This window comes from Streptomyces sp. NPDC046881, from assembly GCF_040645015.1.
GTDB lineage: Bacteria > Actinomycetota > Actinomycetes > Streptomycetales > Streptomycetaceae > Streptomyces.
This window is the reverse complement of the sequence record NZ_JBEYXJ010000003.1, coordinates 103,176-126,524: the sequence shown is the minus strand read 5'-3', so window position 1 is coordinate 126,524 and position 23,349 is coordinate 103,176. Positions and strand designations below refer to the sequence as shown.

The 23,349-nt window shown below is 73.3% G+C and carries 23 protein-coding genes; 19 read left to right on the top strand and 4 right to left on the bottom strand.

Features of this window, described 5'->3' with window-relative positions:
- Window positions 1–31 precede the first annotated feature (31 nt).
- Window positions 32–631: a membrane lipoprotein gene (locus tag ABZ923_RS03215; protein ID WP_361466074.1), complete on the bottom strand. Its 600-nt coding sequence runs from the start codon at window positions 629–631 to the stop codon at window positions 32–34.
- 61 nt (window positions 632–692) lie between these two features.
- Between ABZ923_RS03215 and ABZ923_RS03210 the strand changes: the two genes are divergently transcribed.
- From ABZ923_RS03210 to ABZ923_RS03200, 3 genes are all read left to right on the top strand, one after another.
- Window positions 693–1,325: a VOC family protein gene (locus ABZ923_RS03210; protein WP_361466071.1), complete on the top strand. Its 633-nt coding sequence runs from the start codon at window positions 693–695 to the stop codon at window positions 1,323–1,325.
- A gap of 147 nt (window positions 1,326–1,472) precedes the next feature.
- Window positions 1,473–2,282, top strand: a complete 810-nt coding sequence (locus ABZ923_RS03205) for a DUF817 domain-containing protein (protein WP_361466068.1) — start codon at window positions 1,473–1,475, stop codon at window positions 2,280–2,282.
- Between the two features lie 72 nt (window positions 2,283–2,354).
- Complete coding sequence (locus tag ABZ923_RS03200; RefSeq protein WP_361466065.1) at window positions 2,355–2,768, top strand: VOC family protein; 414 nt, start codon at window positions 2,355–2,357, stop codon at window positions 2,766–2,768.
- Here the strand turns inward: ABZ923_RS03200 and ABZ923_RS03195 are convergent.
- From ABZ923_RS03195 to ABZ923_RS03185, 3 genes are all read right to left on the bottom strand, one after another.
- Complete coding sequence (locus ABZ923_RS03195) at window positions 2,739–3,437, bottom strand: helix-turn-helix transcriptional regulator (RefSeq protein ID WP_361466063.1); 699 nt, start codon at window positions 3,435–3,437, stop codon at window positions 2,739–2,741. The two genes, ABZ923_RS03200 and ABZ923_RS03195, sit on opposite strands and share 30 nt — an antisense overlap.
- 5 nt (window positions 3,438–3,442) lie before the next feature.
- A complete protein-coding gene (locus tag ABZ923_RS03190; RefSeq protein ID WP_361466201.1) occupies window positions 3,443–4,273 on the bottom strand; it encodes a VC0807 family protein in 831 nt (276 codons plus the stop codon).
- Between the two features lie 372 nt (window positions 4,274–4,645).
- Complete coding sequence (locus tag ABZ923_RS03185) at window positions 4,646–5,728, bottom strand: YihY/virulence factor BrkB family protein (protein ID WP_361466199.1); 1,083 nt, start codon at window positions 5,726–5,728, stop codon at window positions 4,646–4,648.
- Between the two features lie 233 nt (window positions 5,729–5,961).
- Between ABZ923_RS03185 and ABZ923_RS03180 the strand changes: the two genes are divergently transcribed.
- The 16 genes from ABZ923_RS03180 (at window position 5,962) to ABZ923_RS03105 (ending at window position 23,347) form a co-directional block, all read left to right on the top strand.
- Window positions 5,962–7,599 carry an acyl-CoA dehydrogenase family protein gene (locus ABZ923_RS03180; protein WP_361466061.1) on the top strand — a complete coding sequence of 546 codons (1,638 nt, stop codon included), beginning with the start codon at window positions 5,962–5,964 and terminating at the stop codon, window positions 7,597–7,599.
- A gap of 401 nt (window positions 7,600–8,000) precedes the next feature.
- Window positions 8,001–9,296, top strand: coding sequence for a GAF domain-containing protein (locus ABZ923_RS03175; RefSeq protein ID WP_361466059.1), 1,296 nt, complete (start codon window positions 8,001–8,003; stop codon window positions 9,294–9,296).
- 169 nt (window positions 9,297–9,465) lie between these two features.
- Entirely contained in the window at window positions 9,466–10,800 is a 1,335-nt protein-coding gene (locus ABZ923_RS03170) for a hypothetical protein (protein ID WP_361466056.1), read from the top strand.
- 86 nt (window positions 10,801–10,886) lie between these two features.
- On the top strand, window positions 10,887–11,459 hold the full coding sequence (locus ABZ923_RS03165) for a GNAT family N-acetyltransferase (RefSeq protein ID WP_361466054.1): 573 nt from the start codon (window positions 10,887–10,889) through the stop codon (window positions 11,457–11,459).
- A gap of 127 nt (window positions 11,460–11,586) precedes the next feature.
- Window positions 11,587–11,670, top strand: a complete 84-nt coding sequence (locus tag ABZ923_RS03160) for a putative leader peptide (protein ID WP_310739661.1) — start codon at window positions 11,587–11,589, stop codon at window positions 11,668–11,670.
- Between the two features lie 127 nt (window positions 11,671–11,797).
- A complete protein-coding gene (locus ABZ923_RS03155) occupies window positions 11,798–13,498 on the top strand; it encodes a nitrite/sulfite reductase (protein WP_361466051.1) in 1,701 nt (566 codons plus the stop codon).
- On the top strand, window positions 13,495–13,677 hold the full coding sequence (locus ABZ923_RS03150) for a hypothetical protein (protein WP_361466049.1): 183 nt from the start codon (window positions 13,495–13,497) through the stop codon (window positions 13,675–13,677). Before ABZ923_RS03155 ends, ABZ923_RS03150 begins: the two co-directional genes overlap by 4 nt.
- Window positions 13,674–14,393, top strand: coding sequence for a phosphoadenylyl-sulfate reductase (locus ABZ923_RS03145; RefSeq protein ID WP_361466046.1), 720 nt, complete (start codon window positions 13,674–13,676; stop codon window positions 14,391–14,393). Before ABZ923_RS03150 ends, ABZ923_RS03145 begins: the two co-directional genes overlap by 4 nt.
- Window positions 14,394–14,416: 23 nt before the next feature.
- Window positions 14,417–14,953, top strand: a complete 537-nt coding sequence (gene cysC / locus ABZ923_RS03140) for an adenylyl-sulfate kinase (RefSeq protein WP_358641255.1) — start codon at window positions 14,417–14,419, stop codon at window positions 14,951–14,953.
- Window positions 14,950–15,885: a sulfate adenylyltransferase subunit CysD gene (gene cysD / locus ABZ923_RS03135; RefSeq protein ID WP_361466043.1), complete on the top strand. Its 936-nt coding sequence runs from the start codon at window positions 14,950–14,952 to the stop codon at window positions 15,883–15,885. The genes cysC and cysD overlap by 4 nt, the downstream gene beginning before the upstream one ends.
- A gap of 2 nt (window positions 15,886–15,887) precedes the next feature.
- Entirely contained in the window at window positions 15,888–17,222 is a 1,335-nt protein-coding gene (locus ABZ923_RS03130) for a GTP-binding protein (RefSeq protein WP_361466040.1), read from the top strand.
- A gap of 234 nt (window positions 17,223–17,456) precedes the next feature.
- Entirely contained in the window at window positions 17,457–18,569 is a 1,113-nt protein-coding gene (locus ABZ923_RS03125) for an aliphatic sulfonate ABC transporter substrate-binding protein (protein ID WP_361466038.1), read from the top strand.
- 34 nt (window positions 18,570–18,603) lie between these two features.
- Window positions 18,604–19,383, top strand: coding sequence for an ABC transporter ATP-binding protein (locus tag ABZ923_RS03120; protein ID WP_361466035.1), 780 nt, complete (start codon window positions 18,604–18,606; stop codon window positions 19,381–19,383).
- Window positions 19,370–20,248, top strand: coding sequence for an ABC transporter permease subunit (locus tag ABZ923_RS03115; RefSeq protein WP_361466034.1), 879 nt, complete (start codon window positions 19,370–19,372; stop codon window positions 20,246–20,248). Before ABZ923_RS03120 ends, ABZ923_RS03115 begins: the two co-directional genes overlap by 14 nt.
- 5 nt (window positions 20,249–20,253) lie before the next feature.
- Complete coding sequence (locus tag ABZ923_RS03110; protein ID WP_361466031.1) at window positions 20,254–21,006, top strand: sirohydrochlorin chelatase; 753 nt, start codon at window positions 20,254–20,256, stop codon at window positions 21,004–21,006.
- Window positions 21,007–21,151: 145 nt separating this feature from the next.
- Window positions 21,152–23,347, top strand: a complete 2,196-nt coding sequence (locus ABZ923_RS03105) for a hypothetical protein (RefSeq protein WP_361466029.1) — start codon at window positions 21,152–21,154, stop codon at window positions 23,345–23,347.
- Window positions 23,348–23,349 lie beyond the last annotated feature (2 nt).

The window sequence follows — 23,349 nt, the reverse complement described above, 5'->3', positions numbered from 1 at the left end:
CGACGCGTGCGGCCGCCGGCGGACGAACCGGTCAACCGCCCTCGCCCACACTGTTGTCGGGTGCTCCGTCGCCGTACGACGGGAGGTCGCCGCGCTCCACCGGGGCCGTCGCGGTGCGGGGCGGCGGCAGGAGGCCGGCGAGTTCCTCCGGTGCGGGGCGGTGGACGGCGTCGGCGGCTCGGCGCAGCACCCCGGGTGCGACCTTCTCGCCGCCGATCCGCACCACCTGGCCCTTCGCCGGTGCCCGGCAGACGAGGCCCGCGGGGCAGTCGGCCGCGCTGCCCCGCTCGGCGTAGAGGTGGAGCACGGCACCGTCCTTCGCCCAGTACGAGACGGAGAAGCCGTCGTCCCCGTTCACACCGACGGACTGCTCGGCGAGCGTGAAGCCCGGTACGTCGGTGACGTAGACGAGTTCCGGCGCGATGCCCAACGCGCGCAGCCGGTCGTCGAGTTCGGCCTGCGAGGGGGGGGTGGTGGCCGGCTTGGCCGGGGTGGTCGGTGTGGTCGAAGTGGTCGGTGCGTTCGGTGTGGGCTGCCGGGCGGCGCCGGCATCGGCCTTCTCGGTGCCGCACGCCGTGAGCAGTGCGGGCAGGAGCAGCAGCAGCGGTAGGGCGCGTGCGGTACGGATCATGCGCCCATGGTGCCGCACGGGCGTTCCCGGGGCCGGTCCCGATCCCGTAACCTCTCGCGCGATGAACGCGATTCCGCCGCTGCTGGACCATCTCGTCCTCGCCACACCCGACTTGGAGGCGACCGTCGCCGAGTTCGCGCGGCGGACCGGCATCGTGCCGGTGCCCGGCGGGGTGCATGTCGGGCTGGGGACGCGCAACCACCTGGTGGGGCTGGGCGGCCGGAGCTATCTGGAGATCCTCGGGCCCGATCCGGAGCAGCCCGAACCCGCCGGGCCGCGGCCGTTCGGCGTCGACCGGCTGACCGGGCCCTCCGTGCCGGCCTGGGCGATCAGCCCGCCGGACCTGGACGCGGCGGTCGCCGCGGCGCGGGCGCGCGGTCATGACCCGGGGCCGGTACGGCCGATGAGCCGCCGCACCCCGGACGGCGCCCTGCTGCGGTGGCGGCTGACCGACGCCGGTCCCGGCGGGGCCTCGGATCTGCTGCCGTTCCTCATCGACTGGGGTGACTCCCCGCACCCGGCCGCCTCGGGACTGCCGGTCACCCCGCTGCTGGCGGTGTCGGCCTCGGCCCCCGACCCGCAGGTGGTGCACGGCCACCTCGCGGCCCTCGGCACCGCGCTGACGCTCACGACGGGCCCACGCGCGCTCTCCTTCACCGTGGTCACACCGAACGGACCGGTCGCTTTCGGCTGAGCGCCGCACGTCGGGCGCCGGGCGCCGGGGCCCTTCTTCCGGATCCTGCCGGGTTCGCGTGATCACGCGGGAACCACTCCCCCTAATTGAACGTGTTCAAATGCGGGTCCTGCCATCGGGGCCCGCGTTGTCGCGCGAAGGAGGGGCATGCACAAGGAGGACGGGTCCGCCGCGAGCGGACTCCGGCACGGGTTCGCCCAGCTGGTGCGGTTCGGCCTGATCCAGGTCCGCGCCTGCGCCTTCGCCGGGGCGCTGCTGGCCGGGATCGGGGCCTCCCGGCTGCTGCCCCCGCTGCCCGTCGCCCGCTACGACCTGGTCCTCGTCTACGGCGTACTGCTCACCCTCGTCGCCCGCCGGCTCGGCTGGGAGACCCGGCGGGACACCGCGGTGATCGCCGTGTGCCATGTGCTGGGACTGCTGTTCGAGCTGGTCAAGGTGCATCTGGGCTCGTGGAGTTACCCGGAGGACGCCCTCACCAAGATCGCCGGGGTGCCGCTGTACGGAGGCTTCATGTACGCGGCGGTCGCCAGTTACGTCTGCCGGGCCCGGCAGTTGATGCGGCTGCGCTACACCCGCTACCGCGCCGCTGCCACGACCCTGGTCGCCGCCGCCGTCTACCTCAACTTCTTCACCCACCACTGGATACCGGACCTGCGCTGGCCACTCGCGGTGGCGATGACCGCCGCGACCGCCGGCACCTGGGTCGGCTTCAGCGTGGGCGCCCACCGCTACCGCATGCCGCTCGCCCTCTCCTTCGTCCTGATCGGCTTCTTCCTGTGGGTCGCCGAGAACGCGGCGACCTACGCGGGCGCCTGGAGCTACCCGCAGCAGCTCGGCGGCTGGCAGCCGGTGCCGCTGACCAAGTTCGGCGCCTGGTCCCTGCTGATCAGCGTCACGTTCGTCCTCGTCGAACACCTCGGTGCGACCGGCCGGAACCGCCGCGCGGGGCGCCCGTGAGCGGGCCGGTGCCCGCCGCCGGTGTCCGATTCCTTCAAGACCGGCCGACCAGCCGCCGCCTACGGTCCCCGCATGACCGTACGATTCGCCGTGATCGGCCTGGTCGCCTCCGACCTGGCCGCCTCGCTCGCCTTCTACCGCCGCCTCGGACTGGTCTTCCCCGAGGGAGCCGAGGACCAGCCGCATGTCGAGGCCGAACTGCCCGGCGGGCTGCTGCTCGCCCTGGACACCGAGGACACCGTCCGCTCCTTCCACCCCGGATGGCGGCCGCCCGCCGGCGCGGCACGGGTCGCGCTCGCCTTTCGCTGCGACTCCCCCGCCGAGGTCGACGCCCGGTACGGGGAGCTGGTGGCCGCCGGCCACCACGGGGAGCTGAAGCCGTGGGACGCCTTCTGGGGCCAGCGGTACGCCACCGTGCACGACCCCGACGGCAACGCGGTCGACCTGTTCGCCCCGCTACCCGTCCCCGCCGTCCCCGGCGAGTAGCTCCCCGAGCGGCATGCCCGCCAGCCGCCGCACCTCCCGCGCCAGATGGGGCTGGTCCGCATAGCCCGCGCGGACCGCCGTCTCGGCGTACGGCGTCCCGGAGCGGGCCAGGGCCAGCGCCCGCTGCAGCCGCAGGATGCGGGCCAGGGTCTTCGGGCCGTAACCGAACGCGGTCAGGCAGCGGCGGTGCAGGCGGCGTTCGCCCAGACCCAGTTCGGCGGCCGTCGCGGCCACCGGGCGGCCCCCGGCCAGGCACTCCACCACCCGGCGCAGTACCGGGTCCGGGGGGCCGGCCTCCGCCGCCCGGTCCAGGGCGAGGTCCTCCAGTGCGCTCGCGGGGTCGGGGGCCGCCGCGATCCGGCCGGCCAGCCGCCGGACCCGCGCCGCCGGCCACAGGTCCGCCAACTCCACCCGGAGATCACGCAGTTCGTGTGCCGGAACGCCGAGCAGCGCGGGTGCGGTGCCGGGGAAGAAGCGGATGCCCGTCCAGCAGCGGGCCGGGCCCTCGGGCAGGTAGGGGCGGGTGTCGGGACCCGCGACCAGCAGCCGGTCCTCGTTCCACAGCAGGTCCATGCAGCCGTCCGGCAGCACGGGACGGGTGCCGGTGCCGGCCGGGGAGTTCGTCCACACCACCGCGCCGGTCAGCCGGGATGCCCGCTCCGCGTACACGGCAGTCAGCGTACGTCGCCGACGGCGCCGGTGCCCTGCCTGCGACCACCGCTCCGGGGCCGTCCCGTCACCGGTGCCGGGGCCCCGAACAGCGGGAGGGCGTGGCGTCTGCGGAAGCGGCGGGCGTAGCCGGCGGTGATCCCGGCGGTCAGGCCCAGCAGGACGAAGGACAGGACGCGGTCGAGCAGCGGCACCGTGTCGGCAGGCAGCGTGGCGGCGGCGAGTGAGCCGAGGGTGCCGTCGAGGAACTGCTCGGCTCCCCACAGGAGCGTGAGGACCCGCAGGCCGCGGCGGAAGGGGGCGCTGTCCCGCCACACCCCCGCCCGTGCGCGGGCCGCCTCTGCCGGGTGCAGGCGCTGTCCCAGCTGGAACGCCAGGGGTCTGCCGGTGAACGCGGTGCCGAGCGCCCAGGCGCCGACCGCGAGCGACAGCGCCGCGTTCTTGAACAGCAGGACGCGGGGGCCGCCGCCGATCAGCGACACCAGCGCGGCGGTGGCCAGCAGCGCCGTCAGGAACAGGTCCACCCCGTCGATCCGGCGGTGCCGCACCGCACCGGCCAGCAGCCGCAGCGCCGGCGGGGCGCCGCTCAGCAGCAGGGCGGCCGCCTGGCCGGCCCCGAGTGCCCGGGCCGCGTAGTAGACGAGGAGCGGCAGGAGGACGTCCACGGCGAGGGAGAGGAGCGGACCGCGGACGCTCCCGGGGGGCCGGGGCGGGGGCTCCGGTGGCCGAGGGGGCTCGGCCGACCCGGCCGCCTCCCACGTCGTACCGCCCTCTTGCGTCGTACCGCCCCCTCGCGTCGTACCGCCCCCTCGCGTCCGACCCCTCGCGTCCGTCATGTCCATCACTGCCTCCCTGCCCGGGGCCGGAGCCGTACCGGGCGGTGCGCCGACGGCGGGTGCCCGGTTGTGCTGCCGCAGGCCGGACGGTTCCGGCCTGCGCATTCACGCTAGGCGGGGGACGGTGTCCGGCGGATCGGCGCAGGGGTGGAGTGCCGGGTGGAGATCGGGGGACCGGCGCGGCCGCCTTCTCCACCGCAGGGTCCCCACCCGAGGGTGGAGACAGGGGCACCAGGGCGGGGACAGGCACCGGGTTCGAGGCAGACACCAGGGCCGAGGCGGGCATCAGGGTAGGGGCGGGCATCAGGGTAGGGGCAGGCACCGCGTGCACGCCGGAGCGAGCCGGTCACGCCGTCACCGTCGGCCGCAACGTCACTGCACCGGATGTGCCGTCCCGCCGTCGCCGCCGTCGCCGCCGTGGCCGCCGTGCCCCTTGTGGGCGTGATGCGGATTCCTCGCGTGGGTGCGCAGGCGGGCCGTCACGTCCTCCGGGGGCAGGAAGCGGGACCAGCGCTCGGGGAACTCGGAGGGCATGTCGGGGTCGTCGGGGTCGACCTCGCGGGCCGCCGCGGCGCGGGCGACGTACTCGGCGACCTGAGCATGGCGCAACCGCTCGTTGGCCTCGCGCGCGGCGGCCGTGGCGGCGGCGGGCCAGACCCGGTCGATGGCCGCGTTCACGGCCGCGCCGACGAGCACGGCGAAGGCGGACACACCGATCCACAGCAGGACGGCGACGGCGGCGGCGAGGGAGCCGTAGATGGTGGCGCCCTCGATGGTGCTGGTGAGGTAGATGCGCAGCAGGAAGCTGCCCAGGACCCACATGGCGAGGGCGACCAGGGCGCCGGGCACGTCCTCGATCCACGGCGAGCGGACCGGCACGGACACGTGGTACAGGGTCGTCAGGAAGACGATGGACAGGACGATCACGACCGGCCAGTACAGGACCTGGACGACCGTCGTCGACCAGGGCAGGATCCGCACCACCGCGTCCGGCCCGGCCACCATCAGCGGCAGCGCCACCGAACCGATCAGCAGCGCCACGATGAACAGCAGGAACGCCATGATCCGGGTCTTGACGATGCCCCGGACGCCGTCCAGGCCGTACATGACGGTGATGGTGTCGATGAAGACGTTCACCGCGCGGGAACCCGACCACAGGGCGAACAGGAAGCCGATGGAGATGACGTCGGGCCGGCCGCCCTTCATCACGTCGTGCAGGATCGGCTCGGCGATGTCCTTGACGCCCTTGTCGGAGAGGACCGTGCGGGAGGCCTCCAGCAGGTTGGTCTCCAGGCTGTGGATGGTGTCGGCGCCGGTCCAGTCGTCGACGTAGCCGAGCAGTCCGATCAGGCTCAGCAGCAGCGGCGGCACCGACAGCAGCGTGAAGAACGCGGCCTCGGCGGCCAGGCCGAGGATGCGGTACTCCATGCAGGAGTCGACGGTGTCCTTGAGCAACAGCCAGGCGGTCCTGCGCTTGGAGACGTTCCGGTAGAGGGCTCTGGCCCGGTGGAGCCGACCGGCCGGCTGCTCGGGGGGTTCACTTGCTGGCTGCTGCACGTCCTAACGGTATCCGTCGCGGCGGGCCGTCCTCACCTTCCGGGGGCGATCAAGGGTTCGACCCGTCCGGTTCCCGGCGCAGTGCCGCTCCGGAGGCCATTACCGCCGCCTTCCCGGGTAGGTTCGCAACCATGGCAGGCACCTCCACCCACACCGTGACGAACCAGCCGCCTCCGCTGGTCGGCTACGACGTCTTCACCGCCGACCGGGCCCTCGCCGAGGCCGTCGGCCGCTACACGGCCCCGGACGTCCTGGACGAGGTGCGCTCCGAGCTGTCCGCGCTCGGCCGGGCCGCCGGCTCCGCACAGCTGCACGAATGGGCGGTGCAGGCGGACGAGCACCCGCCCCGGCTGCACAGCCACGACCGGTACGGCCACCGGATCGACGAGGTCGAGTTCCATCCGGCCTGGCACCGGCTGCTCGGCAAGGGCGTCTCGGCCGGTCTGACCGGCGCCTGGACCCGGCCCGCCGGGCATGTGCGCCGGGCGGCCGGGTTCCTGGTCTGGACGCAGGTGGAGGCGGGCACCTGCTGCCCTCTGTCGATGACGCATGCGGCCGTGCCCGCGCTGCGTGCCGACGCCGGCCTGGCCGCCGAGTGGGAGCCCCGGCTGACGTCCACGATCTACGATCGGGAGCTGCGGCCCGCCGGACAGAAGCCCGGCGCGCTGTTCGGGATGGGCATGACCGAGAAGCAGGGCGGCAGCGACGTCCGCGCGAACACCACGGTGGCGCGGCCCCTCACGGAGCCCGGCACCTATGTGCTGACCGGACACAAGTGGTTCTGCTCGGCACCCATGTCGGACGCGTTCCTGGTGCTCGCGCAGGCGCCGGGCGGGCTGACCTGCTTCCTGGTCCCGCGGGTCCTGCCCGACGGCGGCCGCAACGTCTTCCTCATCCAGCGGCTGAAGGACAAGCTGGGCAACCGTTCGAACGCCTCCGCCGAGGTGGAGTTCGCCGGCACCTGGGCGCGCCGGGTCGGCGAGGAGGGGCGCGGGGTGCGCACGATCATCGAGATGGTCGCCGCGACCCGGCTGGACTGCGCGCTCGGCTCGGCGGGCCTGATGCGGCAGGCGGTGGCGCAGGCCGTGCACCACTGCACCCATCGGGAGGCGTTCGGCGGGAAACTGGTCGACAAGCCGCTGATGCGCAACGTCCTCGCCGACCTCGCGCTGGAGTCGGAGGCCGCGACCGCGCTCGCGCTGCGGCTCGCCGCGGCCTGGGACGACGGCGGGGAGCAGGAGCGGGCCTTCCTGCGGCTCGCGGTGCCGGCGGCCAAGTACTGGATCACCAAGCGCTGTGCGCCGGTGGTGGTGGAGGCCGCCGAGTGCCTGGGCGGCAACGGGTACGTCGAGGAGTCCGGCCTGCCCCGGCTGGTGCGGGAGTCGCCGCTGAACTCCATCTGGGAGGGCGCGGGGAACGTGCAGGCGCTGGACGTGCTCCGGGCGCTGCAGCGGGAGCCGGGCGCGCTGGACGCCTGCCTGACCGAGATCGGCCGCGCGCACGGCGCCGACCACCGGCTGGACCGCGCGGTGAAGGACCTGTTCACCGAACTCGCCGACCTGGACGGCGTCGAGGGCCGGGCCCGCCGTGTGGCGGAGCGGCTCGCCCTGGTCCTCCAGGGCTCCCTGCTGGTGCGGCACGCCCCGCCGGAGGTCGCCGACGCCTTCTGCGCCTCCCGCCTGGGCGGCGACCACGGCGCGTCCTTCGGGACGTTGCCGACGGGCCTGGATCTCGAAGCGGTGGTACTCCGGGCAAGGCCGGAGTCCTGATACCGGGCGCGAGGACCCGCGCGGGGGCGCGGGGAACCGCGTGACCTGCCACGCACCGGCCCGTAGCTCGCGATGTACGGCAAGGGCCACTCCCCTCCGCGTACGGCCAACCCGCCGGACGACAGGGGGTGGTGCTGCGCCGACACGGCACCACCCCCGCCGTCGGGGCCCGTTGAGCCCGCGGACGCGCAGGGCGTCGTGGTCAAGTCTCAGCCACCGCTCGGTGGTCCACCAGGGTTGCAAGGGGTTGCAACTTATGGGGGCACATGCGCGGAGTCTGTGCCTCCGCCATGCCCGGAGCGGCAGTATGAGAGGGACAGTCGGACCGGAAACCGCCGCCCGGACGGCTTGACAAGTGTGTTCGATGCCCTTTCCGGAGGACCGCAGTGGTGAACCCGCCGATGAACGTGGCGCGCCTGGCCGCCGTGGACGCGGCACAGGCGGCGCGGGTGCTGAACGAGATGCGCGAGGCCACGCTCGCCGGACAACGTGCGCGGATCGCGCCCCGGCCGGTGATCGAGCAGTCCTGGGGACGGATGCTGCGCAGCGGTGTCGATCCCGAACACGACTTCCGCTCGGGCCTGTTGCCGTCCGACGAGGTGCGCCGCCGGCGGGAGGAGTCGCCGCTGCGGCACGTCCTGCCGGTGCTGCGGGAGGGGCTGCTTTCGGTCGCGGACGTCGCCCAGCACATCATGGTGGTGGCGGACGCCGACGGGCGCGTGCTGTGGCGGGAGGGGTCGGCCGCGGTGCTGCGCAAGGCCGACGGGCTCGGCTTCGAGCTGGGCGCGGACTGGCGGGAAGACGTCGTCGGCACCAACGGGGTGGGCACCCCGGCGGTGGTGCGGCGGCCGGTGCAGGTGTTCGCCGCCGAGCACTTCGTACGGTCGCACGCCTCCTGGACCTGTACGGGCGCGCCGATCACCGATCCGCGGGACGGCCGGCTGCTCGGGGTGGTGGACGTCAGCGGCCCGCTGGAGACCATGCACCCGGCCACCCTGGCCTGGGTGGACTCGGTGGCCAAGCTGGCCGAGGCCCGGCTGCGGGAGCTGCACCAGACCTCGCTGGAGGGGCTGCGGGCGGTGGCGGCGCCGGTGCTGGCCCGGCTGGCCGGGCGGGCGCTGGTGGTGGACCGCAACGGCTGGTCGGCGGCCGTGACCGGGATGCCGTACGTGCGGCGGGTGGCGCTGCCCAAGACGCTGGCGCCGGGCCGCCGGTGGCTGCCCTCGCTCGGGTCGTGCGCGGTGGAGCCGCTGGCCGGGGGCTGGCTGCTGCGGGCGGAGGACGAGGCGCAGGCCGGTGCCGTCCGCCGGATCGTGCTGGACCTCTCCCGGGCGGGCCGCTGCACGGTGCAGGTCACGGCGTCGGCGGCCTCCTGGTCGCGGGAACTCAGTCCGCGGCACGCCGAGTTGCTGTTCCTGCTCGCGGAGCACCGGGCGGGTCGCGGGGCGGCGGAGCTGGCGGAGGACCTGTTCGGCGATCCCTCCCGGACCGTGACCGTGCGGGCGGAGATGTCCAGGATCCGGCGGTACCTCGGGGAACTCCTGCACCATCGGCCGTATCGTTTCTGCGACGATGCGGAAGTGGACGTGATCCTTCCGGATGACCCGCGCGACCTGCTCCCCCAGTCGACGGCTCCGGCGGTGGCCCGGAAACGGAATGCCACGCCCGACAGCCGGACCGGGCAGCCCCCGGCGTGAACGGCCGTCCGCCCGACCCCGGCCCGGTCCGTGCTCCCTCGGCCGATCTGCGGGGACTTCACCCTGCCCGGCCCGTTCCTGCCGTAGCATCCCGTACGGGCCTCCCCACCTGTTCCTCGCGTCAACGTACGGATCATGAGGCGCAGTTGGCCCGCCCTCTGGAGGAGAGATGAAGCATCGCGGCAGACACCGCCGGCGCAGACGGGGCGCGGCACTGCGCGCCGTCCTGACCGGTACCGCCCTGGCACTCACCGCCGCCGCCACCCTGATCAGCGCCTCCCAGGCCGAGGTCGGAGAGGACCCGGGCGCGCTGAAGCCGCTGACCTCCGCCGCGGACACCGGCCCGCTCCGACTCCAGGAGCACCTGGTCCCCGCCCGCACGCTGGACCGGCTCGCCGCCGCGATGGGCCGCCCGGTCGGCGTGGACGACGTGCTGGACAGCGCCGACCGCGAACTGCGCGAGGCGGCCGACTGCCCCTCCGGCGACCGCGCGTCGCTGCCCGTCGCCCCGGCCGCCGCCCGTGCCTACTGCTGGGACCCGGCCGACGCCACCGCCGACGCCTGGCGGCCGGCCTCGGTGACCACCTCCGGGGACGCCGACGACGACGGCGTCTGGGGCACCCACCGGGTGGTCCTGGCCGGCTGGACCCACAGCACCACCGCCGGCCGCCCCGCCGAGCGGGGCCTGGCCCGGGTCGCCTTCGTCGACGCGGACGACCCCGCGCACCTCGCCTACCGCTGGGCCCTGCTGGTGGTCCCGGTCGACGGCGGCCGCGACTACCGCGGCCTGGCCTCCGGGATCTCCGGCATGGTCTGGTACGAGAACAAGCTGCTGGTCACCACCACGTCCGGCAGCGCCGACGCGCTCTACGTCTACGACCTCGACCGCATCCAGCGCACCACCGTCGACGCCGCCGCGATCGGCCGGGTGCCCGGCGGCTGGTCCGCCGACGGCTACCGCTACGTCCTGCCCGCGGTCGGCTCCTACCGCTTCACCGCCGGCCGCTGCGCCCCCGACAGGCCGCCCTGTCCCGGCGCGCTCGCCCTGGACCGGGGTACGGCGCCCGACAGCCTGGTCGCCGCGGAGTGGACCGCGCCCGACGGCGACCGCCGCGCCCGGCTGTGGCGGTACGCGTTCAGCACCGACCCGGCACGCCCCGGGCTGCTCGCCACGGACGCCCGCGGGCGGGCGGACGCGGTGGAGGCGTACCGGACCCGGGCGACCGGGATCCGCGGCGTGCTGTCGTACCGGGAGCCGGGGGCGGACCGGGCGTCCTGGTATGTGGGACGGCTGCCCGGTGCGCAGGACGGGCACGGCGGGCTGTGGCGGCAGGACACCGCGGGGGCCCGGGCGGCCCGCTGCGGCGCCGACGCCTCGGACCGCTGCTGGGCGCGGGACGCGGGCTCCCTCTCCTACTGGCAGGCGACCGGCGAGGTGTGGTCGCTGTCCGACCGGATGCTGTTCGCACTGCCGCTGGCCGACCTCGACGGCGCCCTGGACTGACCCCGCGGGCCCGGGCGGACCGGGGGCGGCCGCGCCCCCCCGGCGCCGATCGACAGACCGGGCCGCGGGATGGTTCCCTGGCCCGCATGAGCAGCGTTCCCGTCACCACCTGGTCCCTGGAGCAGACCTCGCCGGCCGATCTCCTGCCCGCCGCCGCCCCCGACGGCGACGTCCGGATCGTCCGCGCCGAGGTGCCCTCCCCCGAGTTCAGCCGCTTCCTGTACGCCTCGGTCGGCGGCGACATCCAGTGGACCGACCGGCTGGGCTGGACGTACGCGCGGTGGCAGGAGTACCTGGAGCGGCCCGGCGTGGAGACCTGGGTGGCCTACGACCGCGGCACCCCGGCCGGGTTCGTGGAGCTGGACCCGCAGGACGAGGGCGTGGTCGAGATCGTCTACTTCGGGCTGATCCCCGCCTTCCGCGGCCGGCGCATCGGCGGGCACCTGCTGGCGTACGGCACGGCCCGCGCCTGGGACCTGGCCGAGCGGTGGCCGGGGCGGACGCCGACCAAGCGGGTGTGGCTGCACACGTGCAGCAAGGACGGCGACTTCGCGATGGACAACTACCAGCGGCGCGGCTTCAAGCTGTTCGACACCAAGGTGGAACTGGAGCCGGACGCGGCCACGCCGGGGCCGTGGCCCGGGGCATACCCCGCCTGACCTGGCGGGACAAGCCTTCCGGCAGCGTATGTGAGCGACGACACCCTTGTCTCATAGTTCGGGACAAGGGTGTCCGCATGACGGACGAAGCTGGACTGTGTCCAGATCGCCGTGACACGCTTCCGTCATGCCTGGAACTGGAATTGCCTTGGTGAGTCGGCGGCACGTCGACCTCGGCCGCATGTCCAGCGCCATCTGTCCGGCGAGCTGACGCCCCAGCACCGCCGTTCACTCCCCGCACCTGATCACGCTTGCGCAATGGCGCGCACTCATGCCCGCACGCGCACGTACGCGCAGGTCAGAGCCGACTTCCCGCCTGTCCCGAAGGACGTACACCCATGGCCGCCACCCCACAGAACCCTGCCGCCTCCGCGCCCCGCCGCAAGGTGAGCCGTCACCGCGGTGAGGGCCAGTGGGCCGTTGGCCATTTCACGCCCCTCAACGGCAACGAGCAGTTCAAGAAGGACGACGACGGTCTCAATGTGCGGACACGCATTGAGACGATCTACTCCAAGCGCGGCTTCGACTCGATCGACCCGAACGACCTGCGCGGCCGGATGCGGTGGTGGGGCCTGTACACCCAGCGCAAGCCCGGGATCGACGGCGGCAAGACCGCGGTCCTGGAGCCGGAGGAGCTGGACGACGAGTACTTCATGCTGCGCGTGCGCATCGACGGCGGTGCGCTGACCACGCGGCAGCTGCGGGTGATCGGCGAGATCTCGCAGGAGTTCGCGCGCGGCACGGCGGACATCACCGACCGGCAGAACGTCCAGTACCACTGGATCCGGATCGAGGACGTGCCCGAGATCTGGAACCGGCTGGAGGGCGTGGGCCTGTCCACGGTCACCGCCTGCGGTGACACCCCGCGTGTGATGATCGGCTCCCCGGTGGCGGGCATCGCCGAGGACGAGATCATCGACGCCACGCCGGCGCTGGAGGAGATGAAGCGCCGCGTCCTGAACAACAAGGCGTACTCGAACCTGCCGCGCAAGTTCAAGACGGCCATCTCGGGTTCGCCGCTGCTGGACGTGGTGCACGAGATCAACGACGTCGCGTTCGTCGGCGTACGCCACCCCGAGCACGGCCCGGGCTTCGACGTGTGGGTCGGCGGCGGTCTGTCCACCAACCCCAAGCTGGGCGTGCGGCTCGGTGCCTGGGTGCCGATCGACGAGGTCCCGGACGTCTACGAGGGCGTCATCTCGATCTTCCGCGACTACGGCTACCGGCGGCTGCGCAACCGTGCCCGGCTGAAGTTCCTGGTCGCCGACTGGGGCGCGGAGAAGTTCCGGCAGGTGCTGGAGGACGAGTACCTGGGCGGGCGCAAGCTGGTCGACGGTCCGGCGCCCGAGCAGCCGGTGCAGCAGTGGCGGGACCACATCGGTGTGCACCGGCAGAAGGACGGCCGGTTCTACGTCGGTTTCGCGCCGCGTGTCGGCCGGGTCGACGGGGCCACGCTGACGAAGGTCGCCGACCTCGCCGAGGCGCACGGCTCGGGGCGGGTCCGCACCACCGTCGAGCAGAAGATGATCATCCTCGACGTCGAGCAGGACCGGGTCGACTCGCTGGTGGAGGGCCTGGAGGCGCTGGACCTCACCGCGCGGCCGTCCTCCTTCCGGCGCGGCACGATGGCCTGCACCGGCATCGAGTTCTGCAAGCTCGCCATCGTGGAGACCAAGCAGCGCGGCTCGACGCTGATCGACGAACTCGAGCGCCGGCTGCCCGACTTCGACGAGCCGCTCACCATCAACCTCAACGGCTGCCCGAACGCCTGTGCGCGCATCCAGGTCGCGGACATCGGTCTCAAGGGCCAGCTGGTCCTGAACGACCAGGGCGAGCAGGTGGAGGGCTACCAGGTACACCTGGGCGGCGCCCTCGGCCTGGAGGCGGGCTTCGGCCGCAAGGTGCGCGGCCTGAAGGTCACCGCGGACGAGCTGCCCGACTACATCGAGCGGGTGCTCAAGCGGTTCCAGGCGGAACGCGAGGACGGCGAACGGTTCGCCACCTGGGCTTCGCGGGCTTCCGAGGAGGCGCTGTCGTGAGCGAGCGTGCGGCACCCTTCTACTGCCCCTACTGCGGTGACGAGGACCTGCGTCCGCACGAGCAGGGCCACGGCGCCTGGGAATGCGGGGCGTGCAACCGCGCATTCCAGCTGAAGTTCCTCGGGCTGCTCGCCCGGGGGCTGCAGCGAGCCGACAACGGAGGGGACGAGCGGATATGACGACGGCTCAGCAGGAGCGTACGACCGAGGAGCTGAAGGCACTCGCCGAGCAGGCGGGCCGTGACCTGGAGGACGCCTCCGCGCCGGAAATCCTCCAGTGGGCGGTGGACACCTTCGGGAAGAAGTTCTGCGTCACCTCCTCCATGGAGGACGCCGTGGTCGCCCATCTCGCCTCGCGGGTGCAGAAGGGTGAGGCCCCCGTGGATGTGATCTTCCTCGACACCGGCTACCACTTCCCGGAGACCATCGGCACCCGGGACGCCGTGGAGGCCGTGATGGACGTCAACGTCATCACCCTCACCCCGCGGCAGACGGTCGCCGAGCAGGACGCGGAGTACGGCCCGAAGCTGCACGACCGCGACCCCGACCTGTGCTGCAGGCTGCGCAAGGTGCAGCCGCTGGAAGAGGGCCTCAAGGGCTACCAGGCGTGGGCGACGGGCCTGCGCCGCGACGAGTCCCCGACCCGGGCGAACACCCCGGTCGTCGGCTGGGACGAGAAACGGCAGAAGGTCAAGATCTCGCCGATCGCCCGGTGGACCCAGGACGACGTGGACGCGTACATCACCGAACACGGCGTGCTCACCAACCCGCTGCTGATGGACGGCTACGCCTCCGTCGGCTGCGCCCCGTGCACCCGCAGGGTCCTGGAGGGCGAGGACGCGCGGGCCGGCCGCTGGGCGGGCCGCGCCAAGACCGAGTGCGGACTGCACGGATGACGACGAACCATCAGGAGACTGACGTGACGACCGGAGCCACCGTCTGGCTCACGGGTCTGCCGAGCGCCGGCAAGACCACCATCGCGTACGAGCTGGCGAACCGGCTGCGTGCCGAGGGCCACCGTGTCGAGGTGCTCGACGGCGACGAGATCCGCGAGTTCATCTCGGCGGGCCTCGGCTTTTCCCGGGAGGACCGGCACACCAACGTGCAGCGCATCGGCTTCGTCGCCGAGCTGCTGGCCCGTAACGGCGTCAAGGCGCTGGTGCCGGTGATCGCACCGTACGGCGACAGCCGGGACGCCGTCCGCAAGCGGCACGAGGAGAACGGGACGCCGTACCTGGAGATCCACGTGGCGACCCCGGTCGAGGTATGCAGCGTGCGCGATGTGAAGGGCCTGTACGCCAAGCAGGCGGCGGGCGAGCTGACCGGGCTCACCGGGGTCGACGACCCGTACGAGGAGCCCGAGACCCCCGATCTGCGGATCGAGTCGCAGCACCAGACGGTCCAGGAGTCCGCCGGGTCGGTGTACGCGCTGCTGAGCGAGAGGGGACTGGCATGACCACGGTCGCCACGGTGAACGAGGGCACGGCGAGCCCGTACGCCCTGTCGCACCTGGACGCTCTGGAGTCCGAGGCGGTGCACATCTTCCGCGAGGTGGCGGGCGAGTTCGAGAACCCGGTGATCCTGTTCTCCGGTGGCAAGGACTCCATCGTCATGCTGCACCTCGCGCTGAAGGCGTTCGCGCCGGCCGCGGTTCCCTTCTCGCTGCTGCATGTGGACACGGGACACAACTTCCCGGAAGTCCTTGAGTACCGGGACCGTGTGGTGGCCGCCCATGGGCTGCGTCTCCATGTGGCCTCCGTCCAGGACTACATCGACCGCGGTGTGCTCAAGGAGCGCCCCGACGGCACCCGCAACCCGCTCCAGACGCTCCCCCTCACCGAGAAGATCCGGTCGGAGAAGTTCGACGCGGTCTTCGGCGGCGGCCGCCGCGACGAGGAGAAGGCCCGGGCCAAGGAGCGCGTGTTCTCGCTGCGGGACGAGTTCTCCCAGTGGGACCCGCGCCGTCAGCGCCCCGAGCTGTGGAACCTGTACAACGGCCGGCACGCCCCCGGCGAGCACGTCCGTGTCTTCCCGCTGTCGAACTGGACCGAGCTGGACGTCTGGCAGTACATCGCCCGCGAGGGCATCGAGCTGCCGGAGATCTACTTCGCGCACGAGCGCGAGGTGTTCCAGCGCAACGGCATGTGGCTGACGGCCGGCGAGTGGGGCGGCCCGAAGGACGGCGAGAGCGTCGAGAAGCGGCTGGTGCGGTACCGGACGGTGGGTGACATGTCCTGCACGGGCGCCGTCGACTCCGACGCGACCACGCTGGACGCCGTCATCGCCGAGATCGCCGCGTCGCGGCTGACCGAGCGGGGCGCGACCCGCGCCGACGACAAGATGTCCGAGGCCGCGATGGAAGACCGCAAGCGCGAGGGGTACTTCTAAGCATGAGCACGACCACGACCGAGGCGCTCTCGGCCACCACCCTGCTGCGGTTCGCCACCGCCGGCTCCGTCGACGACGGCAAGTCCACGCTGGTCGGACGGCTGCTGCACGACTCCAAGTCGGTCCTCGCCGACCAGCTGGAGGCCGTGGAGCGCGTCTCCGCCAGCCGCGGCCAGGAGGGCCCGGACCTCGCGCTGCTCACCGACGGCCTGCGTGCCGAGCGGGAGCAGGGCATCACCATCGACGTCGCCTACCGCTACTTCGCGACCCCGCGCCGCCGGTTCATCCTCGCCGACACGCCCGGTCACGTGCAGTACACCCGCAACATGGTGACGGGCGCCTCCACGGCCGAGCTGACGGTGATCCTGGTCGACGCCCGCAACGGCGTGGTCGAGCAGACCCGCCGGCACGCGGCCATCGCCGCCCTCCTCCGCGTCCCGCACGTGGTGCTCGCCGTCAACAAGATGGACCTGGTCGGCTACGCGGAGTCCGTGTTCGCCGCGATCGCCCAGGAGTTCACGGCGTACGCCACCGAGCTGGGCGTCCCCGAGGTCACCGCGATCCCGATCTCGGCGCTGGCCGGTGACAACGTGGTGGAGCCGTCCGCGAACATGGACTGGTACGGCGGCCCGACCGTGCTGGAGCACCTGGAGACCGTGCCGGTCAGCCACGACCTGGCGCACTGCCACGCGCGGCTGCCCGTGCAGTACGTGATCCGGCCGCAGACCGCCGAGCACCCGGACTACCGTGGCTACGCGGGCCAGATCGCGGCCGGCTCCTTCCGGGTGGGCGAGCCGGTCACCGTCCTGCCGTCCGGCCGTACGACGACCATCGCCGGCATCGACCTGCTGGGCGAGCCGGTCGACGTGGCCTGGACGACGCAGTCGGTGACGGTGCTGCTGGCGGACGACATCGACGTCTCGCGCGGTGACCTGATCGTGCCGACGAAGGACGCGCCCGCCACCACCCAGGACGTGGAGGCGACCGTCTGCCACGTCGCCGACGCCCCGCTGACGGTCGGCCACCGGGTGCTGCTCAAGCACGGCACCCGCACGGTCAAGGCGATCGTGAAGGACATCCCGTCCCGGCTGACGCTCGACGACCTGTCCCTGCACCCGCACCCGGGACAGCTCGTCGCCAACGACATCGGCCGGGTGAAGATCCGTACCGCCGAGCCGCTGCCGGTCGACTCCTACGCCGACTCGCGCCGCACGGGCTCGTTCATCCTGATCGACCCCGCCGACGGCACCACGCTCACCGCCGGCATGGTCGGCGAGTCGTTCGCCGCCCCGGAGCCGGTCAAGGACGAGGCCGACGACGACGGCTGGGACTTCTGAGCATGAACTCCACCGACTTCTACTCGACGTTCGCGAAGGAGGGCGGCCGCATCGGCAGCGGCGCCCTCGGCAGCGGGCAGGGCGGCGTGGCGCGATGTGTGCGGTGACGTACGCGCACCGCTTGCGCGCCCCGTCCCCCCACCCGACGTCCCGGACGAGACGAAGACCTTTGCCGAACTCCCGGCCACGACCTGAAAGCCCGTGACCGCCGGGCCAACGAGAGGAAACCCTCCCGTGCCTGCCATCCGCTCATCGTTCCTGCGCCGCGGCGTCGCCGTGGCGGCCGCGCTTCCCCTCCTCACGCTCGCCGCCTGCGGTTACGGGTCCAAGTCCACGACCGACAACGCCAAGGAGAAGGTCGCCGCCGGCTCGTCCGAGATCGACGGCCTCGGATCCGTCAAGATCGGCTACTTCGGCAACCTGACCCACGGCACCGCGCTCGTCGCCCGCCAGCAGGGCCTGTTCCAGAAGGCCCTGGGCGCCACCAAGGCGGACTACCAGATCTTCAACGCCGGTCCCTCGGAGATCGAGGCGCTCAACTCGGGCTCCATCGACATCGGCTGGATCGGCCCGTCCCCGTCGATCAACGGGTACGTCAAGTCCAACGGCAAGGGCCTGAGGATCATCGGCGGCTCGGCCTCCGGCGGCGTGAAGCTCGTCGTCAACCCGAAGAAGGTCACGTCCCTGAAGGACGTGAAGGGCAAGAAGATCGCGACGCCGCAGCTCGGCAACACGCAGGACGTGGCGTTCCTCAACTGGATCGCCGACCAGGGCTGGAAGGTCGACGCGAACACCGGCAAGGGCGATGTGTCGGTGGTCCGCACCGACAACAAGATCACCCCGGACGCCTACAAGTCCGGTGCCATCGACGGCGCCTGGGTGCCGGAGCCGACCGCGTCCAAGCTGGTCGCCGAGGGCGGCAAGGTGCTGCTCGACGAGGCCTCGCTGTGGCCGGACAAGAAGTTCGTGATCACGAACATCATCGTGCGCCAGGCCTTCCTCAAGGAGCACCCGAAGGCCGTCGAAGCCGTGCTGAAGGCCTCGGTCGAGGCCAACAAGTGGATCAACGCCAACCCCGACCAGGCGAAGGCCGTGGCGAACAAGCAGCTCGAGGCGGACTCGGGCAAGGCGCTGTCGCCCAAGGTCCTGGACCCGGCGTGGAAGTCCATCCAGTTCACCGACGACCCGCTGGCCGCCACCCTCGACACCGAGGCGAAGCACGCGGTCAAGGCCGGCCTGCTGGAGAAGCCGGACCTCAAGGGGATCTACGACCTGACGATCCTCAACAAGGTCCTCAAGGCCGAGGGCGCGAACACGGTCGACGACGCCGGTCTCGGCGCCAGCTGATTCCCGCCCGATGAGTTCCCAGGAGGTGACGACCATGGCAACGACCCTCGCCAAGGCCCGGGAGTCGGTGGAGTACGCCGCCCGCCTTGAGCACGTCTCGAAGTCCTTCGCAGGACCGGGCGGGCAGCAGCTCGTCCTGGACGACATCAGCCTCGATGTCGCGCCCGGCGAGTTCGTCACCCTCCTGGGGGCCTCGGGCTGCGGCAAGTCCACCCTGCTCAACCTGGTCGCGGGCCTGGACCGGCCGACCGCCGGCTCCATCGGGACGGACGGCCGCCCCGCCCTGATGTTCCAGGAGCACGCCCTCTTCCCGTGGCTGACCGCGGGCAAGAACATCGAACTCGCCCTCAAGCTCCGGGGGGTGCCGAAGAACGACCGCCGCGGCAAGACCGAGGAGCTGCTCGAACTCGTCCGTCTGAAGGGCGCGTACGGCAAGCGGGTGCACGAGCTGTCGGGCGGTATGCGCCAGCGCGTGGCGCTGGCCCGCGCGCTCGCCCAGGAGAGCAACCTGCTGCTGATGGACGAGCCGTTCGCGGCCCTGGACGCCATCACGCGGGACGTGCTGCACGACGAGCTGACCCGCATCTGGGCGGAGACGGGCCTGTCCGTCCTCTTCGTCACGCACAACGTGCGCGAGGCGGTGCGGCTCGCCCAGCGGGTCGTGCTGCTGTCCTCGCGCCCGGGCCGGATCGCGCGCGAGTGGACGGTCGACATCCCGCAGCCGCGGCGCATCGAGGACGCGCCCGTGGCCGAACTGTCCCTTGAGATCACTGATGTACTGCGTGGGGAGATCCGCCGTCATGGCCAGCACTGAGACGACGCCGGCCCAGGACGCCGGAAGCGTCGAGGCGGGCCTCGACGCGCTGGAGACCACGGCCACCGGCCGTACGCCCTTCAGCCAGACCCTCAAGAACAAGATCCTGCCGCCCGTCATCGCCGTCGTCGTGGTGCTGGTGGCGTGGAGCCTGCTCTACCCGGTCGTCGACGACCCGTCGAAGCTGCCCTCCCCCCAGGACGTGTGGGCCGAGGTCGAGGACCAGTGGCTCAAGGGCAGCCTGCTCGACTACATCTGGGGCAGCGTCTCCCGCGGCCTGCTGGGCTTCCTGCTCGCGCTGGCCATCGGTACGCCGCTGGGCCTGCTGGTGGCGCGGGTGAGGTTCGTGCGCGCGGCCATCGGCCCGATCCTGTCCGGTCTGCAGTCGCTGCCCTCGGTCGCCTGGGTCGCGCCGGCGGTGATCTGGCTGGGCCTGAACAACTCGGTGATGTTCACCGTGATCCTGCTCGGTGCCGTCCCATCGATCGCCAACGGTCTGGTGTCGGGTGTCGACCAGGTGCCCCCGCTGTTCCTGCGCGCGGGCCGCACGCTGGGCGCGACCGGACTGCGCGGCACCTGGCACATCGTGATGCCGGCGGCGCTGCCCGGGTACGTGGCCGGGCTGAAGCAGGGCTGGGCCTTCTCCTGGCGTTCGCTGATGGCCGCCGAGATCATCGCCCAGTCTCCGGACATGGGCATGGGCCTGGGCCAGCTGCTGGAGGTGGGCCGCACCAACAGCAGCATGGCGACGGTCTTCCTCGCCATCCTGCTCATCCTGTTCGTCGGCATAGCGATCGACCTGCTGATCTTCAGCCCGCTGGAGCGGTGGGTGCTGCGCAGCCGCGGCCTGCTGGTGAAGAGCTGAGTCCCATGCGCCCCGTGCAGCCGGTCCGTCCCGTCCTCGTCGTCATCGCCCACGGCAGCCGCGACCCGCGCCATGCCGCGACGGTGCACGCCCTGGTCCGCCGGGTGCGCGCGCTGCGCCCGGACGTGCGGGTCGAGACCGGCTTCCTGGACTTCAACGTCCCGTCCGTGCACGGGGTACTGGAGTCGCTGGCGGCGCAGGGCGTCCGTGACGTCGTCGCCCTCCCCCTGCTGCTGACGCGCGCGTTCCACGCGAAGGCGGACATCCCCGCCGTGCTGCGGGACGCGCCGCCGCAGCTGCGCATCCGCCAGGCGGAGGTGCTCGGCCCGTCGCCGCTGCTCCTGTCCGCCCTGGAACGGCGTCTGTACGAGGCGGGGCTGTTCCCCGCCGACAAGTCCTCGACCGGGGTCGTGCTGGCCTCGGCGGGGTCCTCCGACCCGGAGGCGATCGCAGTGATCGCCGACATCGCGCGGGAGTGGTGGCACACCGGTTGGTGCGCCGTGCGGCCTGCGTTCGCCTCCGCATCCCTTCCCCGTACCGAGGACGCGGTACGGGAGCTGCGCGCGCTCGGCTGCGCACGGGTGGCGGTGGCGCCGTACGTCCTGGCGCCGGGTTTCCTGCCGGACCGCATCGCGCGCGGCGCGGCCGGGGCGGATGTCCTGGGCGAGGTGCTGGGTGCGGCGCCCGAGGTGGCCCGGGTGCTCGTGGAACGGTACGAAGGGGCCTGCCGGCCCGCTCTGACGGCTCTCGGGGCGTGACCACCGGTCCGGCCGAGGGGTGGGTCGTCGCAAGCCCCTAGGCCGGCCCAGCCGTCTCAGCAGGCGGTTTCCCCGAAAAGCGCTCCCGGGTGGGGCTGGATCTGCTGGGATGGACCCCTGAGCACTATCGGGGGAGAACGGTTCAGTGGCCGGTCGGGAGTTCGGGCATCACCTGGGGCTGCCCAGGGCCCTGTCGGGTCTGCCGCTCAGCCCGCTCGTGCCGGGGTACGGCACCCTCGTCGCCGCCCAGCACGCGGCGGGCCTGCGCCATCTCGGCGAGGTACTGGGGGCCGGTCCCGGCGGGTTACGGGTGCTGGACGGGCTGTACGTGCCCGCGGGGGCGCGCGGCCGGCGCCGGGTGGACGCGCCGCTGCTGGAGGGGCTGGCCGGATCCTCGGGCCCCGCTCTCGCCCCGCTCGCCGCGCGGCTGGCCGAGCTGCACCGCGCCGACCCGCAGGCACCCCGCCGGATCGTCCTCTACCAACTGATCAACCTGCTCCAGGAGCAACCCGAGCACCAACGCGCCGCCTGCGCTGCCCGGTGGGGCGTGCACCAGGACGAGGCGGCCGGTCTGCTGGCGGCGGCCCGGATACGCCCCGCGCTCGACCGGCGGCAGCGGGACGCCGCCGAGTCCCTGGCCGACGCCCGGGCGCAGGGGCGGCTGCACCGGCTGCGCGCCCTGCTCGACCGGCTCCCCGCGCACGGCGCCGACCCGGCGCTGACCGCCGTACGGACCGAGGCGGCCGACGGGCTGCGCGCCGCCGAGGACGCCCTGCGGGCCGGGCGGAGGGCCGAGGAGCGGGGCGACCGGGAGGCGGCGAGCGCCGGGTACCTGGCGGCGCTGCGCGCCGCCTGCGACGACCGGCGCGCGCTGCGCGGACTGGTCCGCGTGCACGGCCGCCGCCCCGCACTCGGCACCGAACTGCACGCGGATCACGTCGCGTTGAGCTGGCAGGAGCCCCGGCCGGCGCCCGGCGAGTGGCGGCTGCTGCGGCTGTACCGGGACGGTGGGGGCAGGCCCGCCGTACGCGCCGTCCCCGGTGCCGCCACGGCCGGCGCGGGCACGGCACGGGACCCGGACGCCGAGCCCGGCACCACGGTCCGGTACGCGGCGCTGCCGCTGCGCGACGGCCGCCCGGACGGCCCGCCGCTGGTGTCCCGGCCGCTGCTCGTCGCCCCCGAGGTGGAACGCCCGGTGCTGACGGACGGACCGGAGCGGATCGACTGCACCTGGCACCGGCCGCCCGGTGCCGCCGACGTCACGGTCGAGCACACCGGCCCCGACGGCCACGCCGGCCGGCTCGCCGTGCGCGCCGACGGGTTCACCGCCCGCGGGCTGCCGGCCGGCGACCACGCCTTCCGTGTCGTGTGCCACTACCGGACCGCCGACGGCCGTACGGTCTCCTCCCCCGGCCTCCGCACGACCGCCACCGTGCACCCGTGGCCGCAGCCGGTGCGCACGCTGACCGCCCGGCCCGCGGAGGGTGCCGTACGGTTCGACTGGACCGGGGCGGAGGACGCCGAGGTCCGGCTGGTGACCTGGCCCGGCGGCGCCCCGCGTCCCGGCACCGAGCTGCGCGCCGACGAGCTGCCGCCCCCGCTGGACTGGCCCGGACCCGCGGACGCCCTGTGCCCGCCGCCCGGCACGTACACCGAGGTCGCCGCGGTGGCCGTGCGTGGCGACCGGGCGCTCGCGGGGCCTGCGGTCGGCGTGGAGGCCGTACGGCCCGTGCCCGGGCTGGCCGCCCATCGGCTGCCGGACGGGCAAGCGCGGATCGTGCTGGACTGGCCCGAGGACGTCGGGCACCTGGTGGTCGGCTGGACGCCGGTGGGGTCCGCGGGCGGCGGGGAACGCACCGTCACCGCGCACGCCTACCGGCGCGGGGGGCTGCGCCTGCCCGTCGGGCCGGGCGCCGTCCGGGTGCGCGCCGCGTCGGTGCCCCGGGTGCCCGGCGCGGTGGCCGTGGTGCCCGGCACGGCCGAGGTGCTGGTGCCGGCGGACGCGACGGTCTCCTACCAACTGGTGCGGGCGCAGCGCAGGTTGCTCGGCCGGGGCCGCCCACGGCTGCGGGTCGTGCTGACCGCGCCCGGCGGGCTCGCGCAGGCCCCGGAGTTCGTGTGCGTCGCGCGCGGCGGCACCCTGCGCCCGCGCAACGCCGCCGACGGTACGACCCTGCTGCGGATACCCGGCCCCGAACTCGCCCGGCACGGCAGCCTCGAACGGGAGCTGCCGCCCGCCCCGTGCCCGGCCCCCTACACGCTGCGCTGCTTCCTGCTCGGGGAGCACGCCGCCTCGGTCCGACTCGAAGAACCCTCTCTCGCCAGCCTGGTGGTGCGCTGAGC